The sequence below is a fragment of the Puniceibacterium sediminis genome (assembly GCF_900188035.1).
Classification (GTDB): Bacteria; Pseudomonadota; Alphaproteobacteria; order Rhodobacterales; family Rhodobacteraceae; genus Puniceibacterium; species Puniceibacterium sediminis.
On the sequence record NZ_FZNN01000027.1, the window covers coordinates 21,947 to 36,815 of the forward strand.

The window sequence follows — 14,869 nt, forward strand, 5'->3', positions numbered from 1 at the left end:
CGATGTGCGGAATTACCGGGATCTACCGTTCTTCGGGGCTGAGCGACGTTGACAGAGGTGTTCTGCCCGCGATGTTGAACGCCATCCGCCATCGTGGTCCGGATGAAGAGGGGCAGTTCATCGCGGATCGGGTCGCGATGGGGTGCCGTCGCCTGTCGATCATCGACCTTGCCGACGGGCAGCAGCCAATGTTTGCGGCAGAGCGCCAGATCGCAGCCGTGGCCAATGCCGAGATCTACAATCACGACGCGCTGCGCGCCGATCTGACTGCCCAGGGCGCGCGTTTTGGCAGCCGTTGCGATGTCGAGGTGATACCGCATCTTTATGCGCGTGACGGGCTTGATCTGGCACGCGGGCTGAACGGTCAGTTCGCCTTTGCGGTCTATGACACGGCCCGCGACCGGCTGGTTCTGGGGCGCGACCAGACCGGTATCGCGCCGATGTTCTGGGCGCGGGTCCGGGACGGCATCCTGTTCGGGTCAGAAATTAAGGCGCTGCTGGCACATCCGGAAATCGCGCGGAAACTGGACCCGGCGGGGCTGGATCAGATCCTGACTTACCCCGGCCTTGTCAGCCCGCGCACGATGTTTCATGGCGTTCATGCCCTGCGTCCCGGGCATCTTCTGGTGGTTGAGCGCGGCGCGGTGCGCGAGGAAAAATACTGGGATTACGATTTCCCGGCCGCGCCCATGGCTGACGGAGATGAAGCCGCCTTGCTGGATGAGCTGGACGCCGCCCTGCGAGGTGCAGTGGCGCGGCGGTTGGTGGCGGATGTGCCGGTTGGCGTCTATATCAGTGGCGGGCTGGATTCTGCGCTGATCGCGGCGATGGCACATCAGATTGCGCCTGACACGGCGCGGCATTCCTTCTCCATCACCTTTCCAGATTGCGCCATCGACGAAGCGCGGTGGCAGGCGATTGTGCGTGACCAGATCGGATCGGTGCACCATCAGGTTACTTTCAGCGAGGATGATATCCTGCAAAACCTGCGCCAGATCGTCGTGTCTGGCGAAACCGCGCTGAAGGAAAGCTATAACGCTTGCACCCTCGTACTCGCTCGTCTTGTCGCGGCCCAGGGGATGCGGGTGGTCCTGACCGGGGAAGGCGCGGACGAGCTGTTCGGCGGTTACGTCGGCTACCGGCTGGACTTGACTCGCGAAACCGAGTTCTGCGGGGATATCGAAGAGATGATCGAAGAAGAGACCCGCGCACGGCTTTGGGGGGACGGCGGGTTCTTTTATGAGCGCGACTATGCGGCCAATGCCGATCTGACTGGCGCGCTTCTGTGTGATGGCCTGCTAGCGCGGCGGGCGGAATTTTCGACGCTGTCCGCGTCGCCTGTGGATCATGCCCAACTGGCAGGGCGCAGCGCCTTTCACAAACGGTCCTACCTCGATCTCAAACTGCGGTTGCCGGATCACTTGCTGGCGGATCATTCCGACCGCGTCGCCTATTGCGCCAGTGTCGAGGCCCGCTATCCGTTTCTGGACCCCCATGTGATCGACGTGGCTCGCCGGATTCCACCCGCGCTTATGCTGCGCGGCGGGGAAGAGAAATATATGCTCAAGGCACTGGGCGCGCGCTATTTGCCACCCGAGCTGTGGCAACGGCGCAAGTTCAGTTTTGTCGCCCAAGGTAGCCCGCACCTACTGCGCTGCGGGCAGGACTGGGTGATGGATCTGCTGGCTCCGGAAACGGTGCGGCGGCGCGGCGTTTTCAACCCTGAAACCGTGGCGCGGCTGCGGGCGCAATATGAAAGCCCCGGCTTTGATCTGAGCCAGACGTTCGAAGACGATTACCTGATGATTGTCCTCACCACCGAGATTTTGATGGATGCGTTCGACCTGACCGTTGCCTAAAATCGCAGTATTTTGAACCGCCGCGCGAGTGGCACCAGACATGAAGACAAGGCTATTACCATGATCGACTACCGCCACGCGATTCTGACTCTGGCACAGCAATTCCCCGATGCGGCGGCGGTCACTGACGAATCCGGGACGCTGACCCGAGGTGAGCTGGCGCTGCGGGCCGGGGGGGTGGCTGCATGGGCGGCGGATCTACCTCTTGGCGCAAACAAGGCGCGGATTGTCGCCGTTCTGGCCCCCGCCGGTGCGGCCCAGATCGCGGCCATGCTGGGGGTGTCTGCCAGCGGTGCCGCCTTTATGCCAGTCGACCCAAGCCTGCCAGCGGCGCGCATCCGCGCCATGCTGGAACGGGCCGGGCCGGTGGGGCTTCTGCATGCAGAGAACCTTGGCGATTTGGCACAATCTCTTGCCCCGGACCTGCCGCGCACCGCGCTGGAACAATTCGCCCCCGCCCCGCTGGAACTGGCTCCGATGCGCCCTGACGCAGCGGCCTATGTCATGTTCACCTCAGGTTCGACCGGCGCACCCAAAGGCATTCTGGGGCGTTACAAAAGCCTGAACCATTTCCTTACATGGCAGCGCGACAGCTTTGATCTGGATGCGTCGACGCGCAGCGCCCAACTGGCACCTGTGACCTTTGATGTCAGCCTGCGCGACGTGCTGCTGCCGCTAACCTTAGGTGGAGTCGTCACCGTGCCGCCGCGCGACCTGATTGCGGTGCCGCGCAAACTTTTGGACTGGCTGCGCCACCACGAGGTGACCCTGCTGCATTGCGTGCCCAGCCTGTTACGCCTGCTAACCTCGGAACTGGCACTGTCATCCGGCACGGACCGGGTAACACCCGTCGCCCTGCGCCATCTGTTCCTGGCCGGAGAGCCGCTGCTGGGTCGCGATGTCAAAGCCTGGCGCATGGTGGCGGGCGCTGCGGCTGACGCGATGATCGTCAACCTCTACGGTCCGTCTGAAACCACGCTGGCCAAGGTCTTTGCCCGCGTTGGGCCGGACGGTGATCTGCCCGACGGGATGCTGCCCATTGGCCAGAGCCTGCCGGACACCGATGTGTTGATCCTCAAACCTGACCGGATTGCTGTGCCGGGCGAGATCGGTGAAATCTGTATTCGCACCGGGTATCCGTCGCTGGGCTATCTCAACGACCCCGCGGCAACCCGCGCGGGATTTCAGCGCAATCCGTTTGGCACCGAGGCCAACGATATCCTGTACCGCAGTGGCGATATGGGGCGGCTGCGCCCCGATGGGCAGATCGAATGTCTGGGAAGGCGCGACAGTCAGGTCAAGATCGCTGGCAACCGGGTGGAAGGTGGCGAGGTCGAGTCCACGCTGCGCGATGTGCCCGGCATCACAGGCTGCACAGTCGTCATCAACCGCGACGATCCCGCCGATCCGTTTCTGGTGGCCTATGTCACAGGCGCCAGCGAGCAGGATGCGCTGCGCGGTACATTGCGCGATACACTGCCGGATTACATGCTGCCGCGTTTCATCGTGCCGCTGACCGCATTGCCTTTGCTGATGAACGGCAAGATCGACAAGCGGGCGCTGCCCCGGCCAGAGGCTCTTGTTCATGGTGACGCGGGGCCGGTGCCTGCGGAAACTGAAACCGAGCGGCGGGTCGAGGCGATCTGGCAGCAAATTCTCAAACTGGACATCGTCGGCGTCGAAACCCCTTTTGCCAACCTTGGTGGCGACTCCCTCAAGGCGATCAAGGTTCTGGGCGCGATCTATCGTGATACCGGGATAGAGTTGCGCATCGCTGATTTCTTTGCCGCGCGGACCATTCGCGCGCTTGCCAAAATTCTTGACGACCACCTGGGCGCCGACGGCGCAATGGTGTCGATCCCGCAGGCGCCCGCCGCCGCGAATGACCCGCTTTCGGATGCGCAGGAACCTTTGTGGGCGATGCAGAAGATCGGCCTGAATCCGACCGTCTACAATCTCTGTTTCGGATTCCGGGCCGACGACGGCCTGGATCTGATCCGGCTTGAACGCGCATTTACCCATCTGATCCAGAGCCACGAAATCCTGCGCACCCGCATCGAGGAAGTGGACGGGGCGCCAAGGTCGGTGGTTGTGCCCCAGCCAGATTTCCGGATCGAAATGCTTGCGCTGCCCGACGACGTTGGTTTTGACCACGCGGCGCAGGATCTGCTGAACAGGGAACGTCAGCGCCCGTTTGATCTGGGGGTCGCTCCGCTATTGCGCGTCATCGCGGCGCAGTGCACAGGGGGCGGGCCGGTCTTTCTGGTGATCTCTTTTCATCATGCCATCTGCGACGGAGAATCGCTGAACACTGTGGTCGAGCTGGTTGGGCAGGCTTATGTATCTGATGCGCCATTGCCTGTGCCGGTCCTGCAATACCGCGATGTAATCGCATGGCAGAACGCGCGGCTGTCCGGCCCCGAAGCAGAGCGCCTGCGCCAATACTGGAAAACCTGTCTGGAAGCCGCCCCCCGAGCGGTCGTCCTCCCCGAGGCGCAGCCGCGCCCGGCGCGACAGCGGTTCGAAGGTGCCACCCTGCGGCACGATTTTCCCAGCGGCCTGGCCGGTGATCTGCTCAGCCTCTCCCGAGATATGGAAAGCAGCCTGTTCAACACGCTGCTCACGGGGCTGGCAATCGCGCTGGATCAGCGCGCGGATCAGCCGGATATGGTGATCGCCACACCAGTGCTGGGCCGCAACCACCCGGAGCTGGCGGATCAAATCGGGTTCTTCGCAAATACCCTCTGCCTGCGTGTGTCCCTTGATCGTGCAGCCAGCGTCGGCGATGCACTGAGAGATGTAACGCGGCGGGCGCACGAGGCGCTTGACCATCAGGACTGGCCGTTCAACCGACTGGTTAGCGACCTGAACGAGCCGCGCGATTTGTCGCGCAATCCGGTGTGCAATGTCATGCTGGTGTTGTTTGATGCCGACCGCCCCGAGCTGAGCCTGCCGGGGGTGACCCTGACGCCCTTTGGTCGCGATACTGAATGGGCCTTCAGCCGGTTTGACCTTGTGTTCCACGTCACCCATGACAGCCGCACCGGCGCGCTGGTGCTGGACCTCAATCACGATACTGCGCTGTTTGACGCGACACAGGTTGCCCGGATCGCCCGGCATTTCCAGACCATCCTTGAGCAGCTGGGGACCGCACGGAACCGTGCCATCGGCGCGCTTAGTCCCTTTGATGCGGCGCAGTCGGAACTGATTGCCGCGCTCGACCGCACCGATCTGATGGCAGAAGAAACCAGCCTGACTGCACTGTTCACCAAGGTTGCCACAGCGACGCCCGAAGCTATCGCCGTCGAGGATGATAAGAGAACGCTGAGCTATGGCGAACTGGACCACTGGTCGAACGGCGTCGCGCAGGAGTTGGTCGCGCGTGGTGTCGGACCCGACCGGACCGTCGCCGTTTCGGGCGCCCGCTCGGCTGCCGGAGTGGTGGCAATCCTGGGTGTTCTCAAGGCCGGTGGCGCCTGGGTTGCTCTCGACGAACGCTGGCCCCGGGCGCGCATTGACGCGGTAATCAGGGATGCGAACGCTGTTGTTCTGCTTGAGGCTGATGAGACACGCACGGCAAAAGAGGCCCTGCGGGTGCAACACATCGAACCCACCACAGAGGCGGTGGACCGTGCCGCCGCGTCGGCGCTGGCCTATGTGGTCTTTACCTCAGGATCGACAGGGACGCCCAAGGGGGTGATGATCGAACACCGTGCCGTTGCCAATATGGTGCGCCAGCAAATCCCGACCTTTGGCGTCACCGCCCGCAGCCGTTTCCTGCAATTTGCGGCCCCGGTGTTCGATGCGCATGTGTCCGAAGTGTTTGTCACTTTGCTCGCCGGGGGGCGACTGATCATCCCGGCGCGCGACACGCTGGAAAATCCGGCGGCATTGAAACGGGTGATGGCGGATCATGGCATTACACATATCACCCTGCCGCCGAGCTTTCTGGATGTGGCGCGCGATGTGCTGCCAGACACGCTTGAGGTGTTGATCACAGCAGGCGAATCCGCTCGGCCGGAGGAGACCCGTCGCCTTGCCAACCGACTTCGCCTGATAAACGCCTATGGCCCGGCGGAAAATGCGGTTTGTTCGACCATGCATTTGGTTGATCCGCTGGTTACACACGCTGCGGTGCCCATAGGCCGACCGATCAATGGCACTGGTCTGGCGCTGCTGGACGGATCGGGTCGCGCCGTGCCGGTGGGCGTCCCGGGCGAAATCATGCTGCATGGCGCTGGCCTGGCACGCGGCTATCTGGGGCAGCCGGACCTGACTTCGCTGGTATTTCCGTCGGCAGATGTTTCCGGTGGGCGGCGCTACGTCACCGGCGATATCGGTATCCTGCGCGATGACGGGGCGGTTGTATTTCTTGGTCGGCGCGACGATCAGATCAAGATCTCGGGCCAGCGGTTGGAGTTGGCCGAGGTCGAGGCACGGCTGAACTCGGCGCCCGATGTCGCCCGTGCAATCGCGGCCCCTGTGATCGGGGCGGGAGGGCGTACAACGCTGGGTGCCTGGGTTCTCAAAGCTCCCGGGCCGGTCAGCCTTTGGCCTTCAGTCGCCGAGTTCTTTGTTTATGATGACGTGGTCTATCAGGCCATGGCGGGTGATCGGGGCCGAAATGCGCGCTACGGAGAAGGGTTCCAGCGCCACCTGCCCGGTCAAGTCGTGCTTGAGGTCGGCCCCGGCCCCTATGCCATCCTGTCGCGCATGGCTATCGAGGCGGGGGCCCGACATGTTTACGCAGTCGAAATCAACCCCGAGATTGCCGACCGCGCCCGGCTTGCCGTCGCCGAGGCTGGGTTGCAGGACCGGATCACGGTTCTGACAGGCGATGCGACCGAAGTGGTACTGCCGGAACCCGCCGACTGGTGCATTTCCGAAATTGTGGGGGGCATCGGTGGTTCCGAAGGTGCGGCATCGATCCTGAACGGAGTACGTGCCAAATTGCGCCAACCGGAAAACATGCTGCCCCGCAGCAGCGTGACCCGGATCGCCGCAGTGGATCTGCCGCTGTCACAGATTGACCCCGGATTTTCGACCGTGGCGGCGGATTATGTGCGCCGGATCTTTGAACAGCGCGGTCGGCCTTTTGATCTTAGGCTGTGTCTGCGCCGTTTCGACCGTGATCGGGTGCTCAGCAGCTCTGATGTTTTTGAAGAGCTGGATTTTACTCGCGACATGGCGCTGGAAGGGGATCATGACATTACCCTTACGGTGCTTCGGGATGGGCATATGTCGGGATTTGTGATGTGGCTGACGATGGACGTGGGCGCAAACAGACGGATTGATGTGCTGAGCGATACGTCAAGCTGGCTTCCGGTTTACGTGCCGCTGGGGGCCGATGGCATAGCCGTACGTCAGGGCGATACAATCCGCGCACGCATCGCCCGAACGCTGAATTCGGGCGGTCGGCATCCGGATTTTTACATTGATGGCGCTCTGATGCGCGGGGCAAAAAATGTCGCGCCGATCGGCGCGGCGGTGCCGCATATGGCATCCGGATTCGGTGAAAGCCCGCTCCATGCACACCTGTTTGACGCCGCTGGCCAACCGCGCATTGTCGAGGATGGTTTTCTCGACCGCATCCGCAGCCACGCCGCCGCCCATCTACCGCGCTATGCGGTGCCCGGTATCCTGCGCGAGATCGAGACGCTGCCGCGCACAGTCAACGGCAAGCTGGCGCGCACCGAATTGCCCGACCTTGTTGCGCAGGGCTCTAGTACTGCGTCGACTGACCCGATCGAAATCCCGGCTCTTGCACGTCGCATTGCCGCTGTATTTGCCCGCATGCTGGAGCGGGAGAGTATTGATCCGACCGTTGGATTTTTTGAATTGGGCGGTGACTCAATCTCGGCGGTGCGGGCCGTCGGGGCCTTGGCTGCCAAACAGATCGAGGTGACCGCCGCAGAGATCCTGCATCACCAAAGCGCCGTGGCACTGTCCTCTGTCGCGCGGCAATCGCACGGTCAAGATGTACCTTCGCAATTTGGTCCGGTTCCAGCGCATCCGGTGCAAGCTTGGTTCCTGTCGCGCGACGTCAAGTTGCGCCGCCGGTTCAATCAGTCGGTCCTTATCACCCTGCCGGAACGCGCAGATCCAGCGGGCCTTGAGGACGCGCTGCAGGTATTGCTGCGCCGCCATGGTGCGCTGAACCTGAGAATCGATCCCGATAAGGGCACGATAGAAGAGCCAGATCAGCCGCCAGAGCAGCCAATGCTGTTGATCGAAGATCTGCGCCTTGTGCCGCCTGCCAGCCTTTCGGCCCGGCGCGACGCTGCTGCAGAGCAAACCCACGCCGGAATCGATCCGCTTTCGGGCCGACTATTTTCCGCGCTGTTGTTGCGTGAAGCCGACCACGACCAACTGCTGTTGGTGGCGCATCACATGTCAGTGGACATGCTGTCCTGGCGAACCCTTGTTGCAGATTTTGATCAGGTGCTGCGCAATTCGCAGACACCGCTGCCCAAATTGCGCGCACGCTATTCGGATATCTGTGCGGCATTGGCCAAAGAGGCGTTTTCCCCGATCACCGCAACCGAAAAGCCTTTTTGGGAGGGAGTCGCCCGGTTGTCTGAAACCCTGACCCTGCCCAAGCCAGTGAACGGTGCGGTGCGTGGCATGATGCATTTGCGCCTTGATATTCCCGTTTCAGAAGCGGCATTTGACGCACATAAGGGCGCGGACATGCAGTCATTGCTGCTGCGGGCGATGGCAGATGCGTCGACCGAGGTTCTGGGCTGGCCGCAAACGGTGATTGATTTGGAAACGCACGGACGTGATCTACCGCGGCAGGTTCCGGATTGTTCGGCTGTTGTTGGCTGGTTTACGCGCATCACGCCCGTGGTGCTGGGCGCGCAATCGTCGGGCGATCCGCTGACAGAACTGCCACGCGGCGGACTTGGTTTTGGGTTGCTGGCGTGGCAGCGCAGCGATGGCGACGCACTTCGCAAGGTGCAGGCGCCAATGGCGCTGAATTATCTTGGCGACCTGTCGACTGCCAAAAGCGGGCAGGGTGCCACGCCGGGATTGCGTATTGATTGGGATGGGCTGGGGCATGGCGTCGACCCCGCGTTCCGTACCGGGCATGTCCTAAGCATTCTGGCCCATGAAAGCGATACAGGGCTTTTCCTGTCGCTGAGCGCCGATCTTGAACTTGTCCGCCGCGAGGTGGCCGAGGCCTTTGGCAGCGCCATGCGCGCGGCGTTGGTGAAGGCCGCTGCCGTCCCTAAAGTCGCGTCCTTGGATGGGATTGATTTGGAAGCGCTGGCCGCCGACCTTGGGATATGATGCCCTGGTTACGGCCTCATCGCCGGGCTTACCTGCCCGTGAGTTCCAAAACAGAGCGCGCCACTGAGTGCAGAACCTCGGCGGGCGCGTCGCGCAGAAAGAAGTGCCCGCCGTCAAAAAAGTGGTGCTGAAACCCGCGCCCCCTGTCTGACCATCGTGCCATTTCGGTTGCAGGTACCAGTGGGTCGTCGCGTCCGGACAGTGAAATTACCGGGATGGGCAAGGGAGGCGTTTCGCTTGGATCAAAGGTTTCGACCACGCTGAAATCCGCGCGCAGGACTGGCTCCATCAGATCCCAAAGCTCCGGGTAGGTATCAAACGCCAGATTGGCTGGATCGTAGCTTCGCAACCGGTCTAACAGGGCGGGTTTATCCAGTTTGTGCATCATAACTGGCCGCTGGATTGGCGGAGGCAGGCAGGCAGAAACGACCAACGCTTGCGGCAGGGGGAGGTCGCGCTCCATACGGCGCAAACATAGGGCATAGCAGATAGCGCCGCCCATCGAATGGCCAAACAGGATATGCGGGCGATGCAGGGTCGGTGCCAGTTGCGCATCCAGCCAGTCAAGAAGCGGTGCCATCCGCGTAAACGGCACCTCCCTGATCCGGGCCTCGCGTCCCGGCAGGCAGATCGGGTGGATTTTTATCCCTCGGGGTGGCTGAACAGTCCAGGGATGGAAAAAGGCGGTGCCTCCGCCGGCAAAGGGCAGGCAGATCAGATCACGCATATCCGGCTCATGGGTTTTTGGGCGGGTTTTCTAGCGCCGGTTTGGTCACCGGGGACGAACTGCTCAACTCTTCGACCGGTACAAAAGTCGTTTCTCCCGATACATCGCCGGTTTCTATATGGCCGATCGTGCCTTTGGAATCCGGACGTTGTGTGGTGATCTCTCCATCGCCGGTCCGGATCGTGTCCGGAAGGATCGGCTGCGTCGGAATGTCTGTGCCGAAGCGCTGCGACCCCTGCGTCAAATCCATGCCCTGTGAACTGGTGTCCAAAATCAATGGCAGTCCTGTTTCCGAATTGCCGATCACGACCACCTTGGCGTTGTTGGATTCGGCAAGCCGCAGCGTCGCTTCAATTCCGCGCCAGCGCAGATAACTTTCTGAGATCGCGGGCGCAACAATTTCCTGAAACTCGCGAATACCTTGGCCTTCGATCTTCTTTCGCGCGCTCTCAAGCTTTTCGGTCTCGACCCGAAATTTGTACTCTTCGACCCTTTGGGCCTGTTCCAGCTTTTGTTCGATCGCCTCTTGTAGAGGCCGCGGCAGGCGCACGCTTTTGATCAGCGTATCTTCCAACACTACTAGATTTTCGGTGTCGTTCTCTGTCGTGCGTTTTCCGATGCCATTGGGATAGTCGTGTGAAACCACTCGCGTATAAATTTCGGTCTGCACTTTGCTGCGATCGACGCTATAGAGTTTTTCCGCCTCGTGGCGCGAAACGACTTCGCGCGCGACCGACCCGACCACTGGCACCAGCAGCGTTTCAAGGTAGTTGAGGCCGACGTTGGTGTTGAGCTCGACGATATTTCTTTCGACAGCCCGCCAGCGGAATGTCAGCGTGACTTCCATATGTAGTCCGTCGCGGGACACAACTTCGTAGACCTGATCAAAGGTCTGCAGTCGGCTGTCGTAAGTGTAAAACTTGTCCCAAGGCAGGATAACGTGCACCCCTTCATCGAGCGGTCCATCCGAGACATCCTCGGGCGACCAGGCCATACGGTGCCATACCACACTGACGTGGCCGACCGGCGTGGTGTGAACCATAAGATCCCATAGCAGGACAACGGTCATAATCCCGATCAGGATCGCAAAGCTCAGCCCGTTGGACAGCCGCCGCAGGCGTTTTTTACTGGATGGGCTCATCATTCACCTCAAGATTCAGGCGCCCGGTCGCCATGTGGACCCTGCGGTCACAGCAATCGAAATACTGTTCATCATGCGTCGCCGCGAGGATGGTCTTGCCGGCATCCCTCAGGCCCGGCAAGATTTCGCGGTAAAACCGTCGCCGCGTTTCAGGATCCTGATCGGCGGCCCACTCGTCAAGGATCAGGATCTGCCGGTCCTCGGCCAATGCCAATGCCAGACCCAGCCGCTTTTTTTGTCCGGTTGACAGCGCGGCGGGGTCGATCGTACGCAGGTCAGGGCCGAACTTGTCACGAATGCCGAGTTCGTTCAACCAGTGTTCAAACCGTTTCAGCCCGGCCTCATCTAACCCGTAGGGCTCTGGAAAGACGTGGAAATCGGCGAATACAGTTGAGAACAGGTTGCGGTAGCTCTGCTGTTGGTACAGTGGGGTCGCGGCCCCATTCAACTGGATGTCGCCTGTGCGGCGAGGATAGAGCCCAGTCAGAACCCGCAGCAGCGTGGTCTTGCCTGACCCGTTGCCGCCAGTCATAAAAACGATCTCGTTCCGGGTCAGCAAAAAATCGATATCCGTGATGGCAAATCCCTGTTCGCCGCCATGGCGATAGCAGAGGTTGACCAGTTCAACAGATTGGAACGACTCGGCCTCTTCGGTCGAGGTGTCCTGTTCGCGCCGGGCCGAAAGGGCGGCAACACGCTCCTGAAAGGCATCGATTTCTGACAGTGCATATTGAGCCGTCGTCACCTGCTGAAACGTCTGGACCACAGCGCTGATCGGACCCAGAAGAAACATCACCGCAATCATGATGCGCGATATATCTGCCGAAGAATCCTGTGAAATCAGCGGCATGATGAACACAACCGACCCGGCCATCAGGTAAGAAGCCGAATTGCCGGTGGCCAGCATGCCGGCGAAATGCGCCGCCGCATTTCCGCGTCCCTGGGCCAGATATTCGGACCGGTTCTGCACATCCGTTTGGAAATCGCGACGCCTCGCGGGATTGAGGCTAAGTTCTTTCGCGCCCCGTACCAGACCTTCAGTGATTTCGCGGTATTTCTCTTCTGCCTTGGTGGCGCGGCGCATGTCGTCGTCCAGCATGCCACGGCTGGTTAGGAACCCCGCAACGGTCAGGACCACGACGACTGTGGTCAAAAGCGCTGCCAAGGGGGACAGGAACAGCAGATAGGCAAACATGAACAGCAGCAGAACAAGGCCCTCGGCCCCTGCGATAATCGGTACAAGTGTCTGTGACAGCGACGAATAATGCGTGTCGGATCCGTCCATCACATTGCGCAGGCCAACAGTCTGGATGTCCTCAAGCGACAGATTCAAAACATCTTCGGCGGTGGCCAGACGGCGGTCGTGCAAGGCCGTTTCGATGGATTGGGTCGCCTCACGAATCAGGTAGTTCTGCGCCCAACGATAGATGATCAGCAACAGCAGAAAGCCAAAGGCCATCAGCCGGGAATAGCCGTGATATTCTACTTCACGCGCTTCTGCGTTCAGCAAGAACAGTACGACGGTACCGCAGGTCGCCGACAGGATCGCGATCAGTCCGAGGTTCACTAGTCCCGGTTTTCCGATGGATGACCAAAGCCGGACGAGCCGGAAATCCCGTGCCTTTTGCTTGGTCCGATTACCAGAGGCCATCAGCCTCAATAGCTTTTCGCCCAGCCCGTGGGGCTGAGCGGTTTGGGACGCCTTTTTGGTCATATTTCCGACAACTAATGCTTAGGCTGGGTCAGGAGCAGCATGATGGCCACGATCAGCGGCGTCAGGATGATGGCGAATATGAATGACCCGCCAAAACCCAAAGCACGGTCACGACCTAAAAGCCCCACAATGGCGCAGAGGCCAAGATAGGTTATGACGACAACCGGGTGCATCATTTTCGGGCCTAGTTGGCTCTCGAGGATGAGAATTCTTCCTGCAATTCCTTCTTGATCGCATCAACACTAAAGTCGAGCATCGATCCGCCGCCTTCAAAGTGGCGCACAAAGACCTTGCCGATGGCATAGGTAGATGCGGCCGCAAAGGCAGCCATTCCGGCACTCCCGAGCAGCGTACCACTAATTGGAATAAGCTTGACCGAAGAGCCGAGCAGGGTGGTGCTCACAGCTGCCGGGGCGAGCGTGCCCAGAAGCGATGTGATTATCGCCTTGAGGTTCTGTTCATCGGCTTCCTGCCCGTAGGCGGCAGCAAGCTTGCGCACCATCTGGACCTGTACCGCACCGACAGCGAGCAAATCCAGGTAGGGCACAGGCACAACGCCGCCCGCCGCCGACCATTTCACCGAAGATGATATGATTTCAGCAACTTTCTGGTGCCGGATATCCACAGCATTTGCTGTCTTGTCATTGTCTTTCGAAATCGTCGCAGTCGCCATGGTGTCACCTCGTGTCGTTTTGGGAAATAGATCGGACCAGAAACCAGGGATGGTCGAAAATTGTCATTTGTCTACGTCACCTACTGTCGCAATCATTCGATAACATGCCGTCAAAGTCCAACTTTATTTGCCCCCACGGAAATTTTTGTTCTGATTTATGTGATCTGAATATGTGATTCGGGTGAGGGGCGGTCAAAATCCAGAAAGGTTTACAAAATGTTAATATTGCAAGAATTTTCCCATCGGAAAGAGAAATCTACCGCCTTGGGACTGATTAGAAATCAACACCGGGGATCAGTCGGGGCCGAGCGCAAAAGGTTACCACATGCCTGCGCCACCATGCGGCCCGGGCACGCAACGAGCGTTGATGCCCCAGCTGGGACGACAGGTCGGCATCACACCAAAGTACAGTTCCTCGGCAGACATTGCCCTGAGCCGCACTTCGTGAAAATCGACAAAGCGATTGACCGTCGGGTGGACCGCCTTGAATACCGCCTCTTTCGCCAAAAAAAGCCGCGTCGAACCATAGTGCGCCCAAAGAGTGTTTGTGACAATCGCCAGTTCCTCCGGTCGGAATATCTTGGGCGCAAGGTCCACACTGTCCTGGGTGGGACGCTTGCTTCAATGTCTATTCCCTGACCGGTGAAGCGTTTTGACGGTCTCGTAACACGGATCACAAAGCTGTCGCTGCGGGCAAGACTGTCTGTGATGCTCACTGGCCCAGACTGGTGTGCGGTCCGGCCCAAAGACCGGCCGGTCTTTGAATTTTCGTCAAATGCAGGCAGAGCCGATTTCAACTGACGGATCGAGTCCTTCGCGCAGGCCCGGCCTCCACGATACTCGCCTTTGCGCTTGGCCACGGCCCGATCCAGTGCAGTCGGTACGGCAATTTCAGGCCTCGCCATTTCGCCGCCATCCAGAGAACACAGAGGTCATCTTGGTCAAGCCAATGCGACAGGGGAGTAGCGGTGGCTCTCATTTGCAGCGCCTTCATGGCCTCTGCGTCGACACAATGATCGCGCGAATGACTGTGGCGGCTTTCGTTCCGTTCGAAAGATACGTTCTGCCTCCTCACTTATGCTTCCATCGCAAGGCAATTGCCAGGCCGTGGTCATCGGCCTGCGCGGTCGGTCCTTCTTCAAAAAATTACCGGAAATATGAAAGCCGTTGTAACACAAGGGAAAAATACCTTTTTGGATGCTTCTTGCCTTCCTAGATTTTCGGTATCCGGAAAGCTCACCCTTTGGCGCTGGTCCCTGCGCTCGTGAGTCGGCAGCTGCCGTTAAGTGCTCAAAGAGTAATGGCGCTCCAAAGTGCGCACACCGGCAACGCAAAATTTCTGTCACCAAAGGAGAGCTTTTCCTTACCTAGGACGTGTTGACAAAAGGGATTCCCACCCTCAGCTGATCATGATTCAAGCTAGTATCTGCAATGGAGATCAGCTTGGCACGAGACCTAATGT

8 protein-coding genes are annotated in these 14,869 nt (G+C 60.0%); 2 read left to right on the plus strand and 6 right to left on the minus strand.

Annotation, left to right across the window (positions count from 1 at the left end; translation table 11 throughout):
• The first annotated feature begins 2 nt into the window (after positions 1 to 2).
• Together asnB and CHB75_RS19130 are read left to right on the plus strand one after the other, a co-directional pair.
• Positions 3 to 1,859, plus strand: a complete 1,857-nt coding sequence (gene asnB, locus CHB75_RS19125; RefSeq protein WP_089273463.1) for an asparagine synthase (glutamine-hydrolyzing) — start codon at positions 3 to 5, stop codon at positions 1,857 to 1,859.
• Between the two features lie 60 nt (positions 1,860 to 1,919).
• Positions 1,920 to 9,152, plus strand: a complete 7,233-nt coding sequence (locus tag CHB75_RS19130; RefSeq protein WP_089273465.1) for a non-ribosomal peptide synthetase — start codon at positions 1,920 to 1,922, stop codon at positions 9,150 to 9,152.
• 28 nt (positions 9,153 to 9,180) lie between these two features.
• Here CHB75_RS19130 and CHB75_RS19135 read toward each other — a convergent pair whose 3' ends face one another.
• The 6 genes from CHB75_RS19135 to CHB75_RS22545 all read right to left on the minus strand — a co-directional run bounded on the left by CHB75_RS19135 (position 9,181) and on the right by CHB75_RS22545 (position 14,004).
• A complete protein-coding gene (locus CHB75_RS19135; protein ID WP_089273467.1) occupies positions 9,181 to 9,879 on the minus strand; it encodes a thioesterase II family protein in 699 nt (232 codons plus the stop codon).
• A 7-nt stretch (positions 9,880 to 9,886) separates the two neighbouring features.
• Complete coding sequence (locus CHB75_RS19140; protein WP_176439212.1) at positions 9,887 to 11,020, minus strand: prohibitin family protein; 1,134 nt, start codon at positions 11,018 to 11,020, stop codon at positions 9,887 to 9,889.
• On the minus strand, positions 11,004 to 12,734 hold the full coding sequence (locus tag CHB75_RS19145) for an ATP-binding cassette domain-containing protein (RefSeq protein ID WP_089273471.1): 1,731 nt from the start codon (positions 12,732 to 12,734) through the stop codon (positions 11,004 to 11,006). Before CHB75_RS19145 ends, CHB75_RS19140 begins: the two co-directional genes overlap by 17 nt.
• An 11-nt stretch (positions 12,735 to 12,745) precedes the next feature.
• Complete coding sequence (locus CHB75_RS21790) at positions 12,746 to 12,910, minus strand: hypothetical protein (protein ID WP_176439210.1); 165 nt, start codon at positions 12,908 to 12,910, stop codon at positions 12,746 to 12,748.
• Positions 12,911 to 12,918: 8 nt separating this feature from the next.
• Entirely contained in the window at positions 12,919 to 13,407 is a 489-nt protein-coding gene (locus tag CHB75_RS19150; RefSeq protein WP_089273473.1) for a YcjF family protein, read from the minus strand.
• Between the two features lie 318 nt (positions 13,408 to 13,725).
• A complete protein-coding gene (locus CHB75_RS22545) occupies positions 13,726 to 14,004 on the minus strand; it encodes a 4'-phosphopantetheinyl transferase family protein (RefSeq protein ID WP_089273475.1) in 279 nt (92 codons plus the stop codon).
• Positions 14,005 to 14,869 lie beyond the last annotated feature (865 nt).

Bases quoted from the DNA above. Each gene is read 5' to 3' on its own strand.
- asnB (WP_089273463.1), top strand. From the start codon at position 3: ATGTGCGGAATTACCGGGATCTACCGTTCTTCGGGGCTGAGCGACGTT.
- CHB75_RS19130 (WP_089273465.1), top strand. From the start codon at position 1,920: ATGATCGACTACCGCCACGCGATTCTGACTCTGGCACAGCAATTCCCC.
- CHB75_RS19135 (WP_089273467.1), bottom strand. From the start codon at position 9,879: ATGCGTGATCTGATCTGCCTGCCCTTTGCCGGCGGAGGCACCGCCTTT.
- CHB75_RS19140 (WP_176439212.1), bottom strand. From the start codon at position 11,020: ATGAGCCCATCCAGTAAAAAACGCCTGCGGCGGCTGTCCAACGGGCTG.
- CHB75_RS19145 (WP_089273471.1), bottom strand. From the start codon at position 12,734: ATGACCAAAAAGGCGTCCCAAACCGCTCAGCCCCACGGGCTGGGCGAA.
- CHB75_RS21790 (WP_176439210.1), bottom strand. From the start codon at position 12,910: ATGATGCACCCGGTTGTCGTCATAACCTATCTTGGCCTCTGCGCCATT.
- CHB75_RS19150 (WP_089273473.1), bottom strand. From the start codon at position 13,407: ATGGCGACTGCGACGATTTCGAAAGACAATGACAAGACAGCAAATGCT.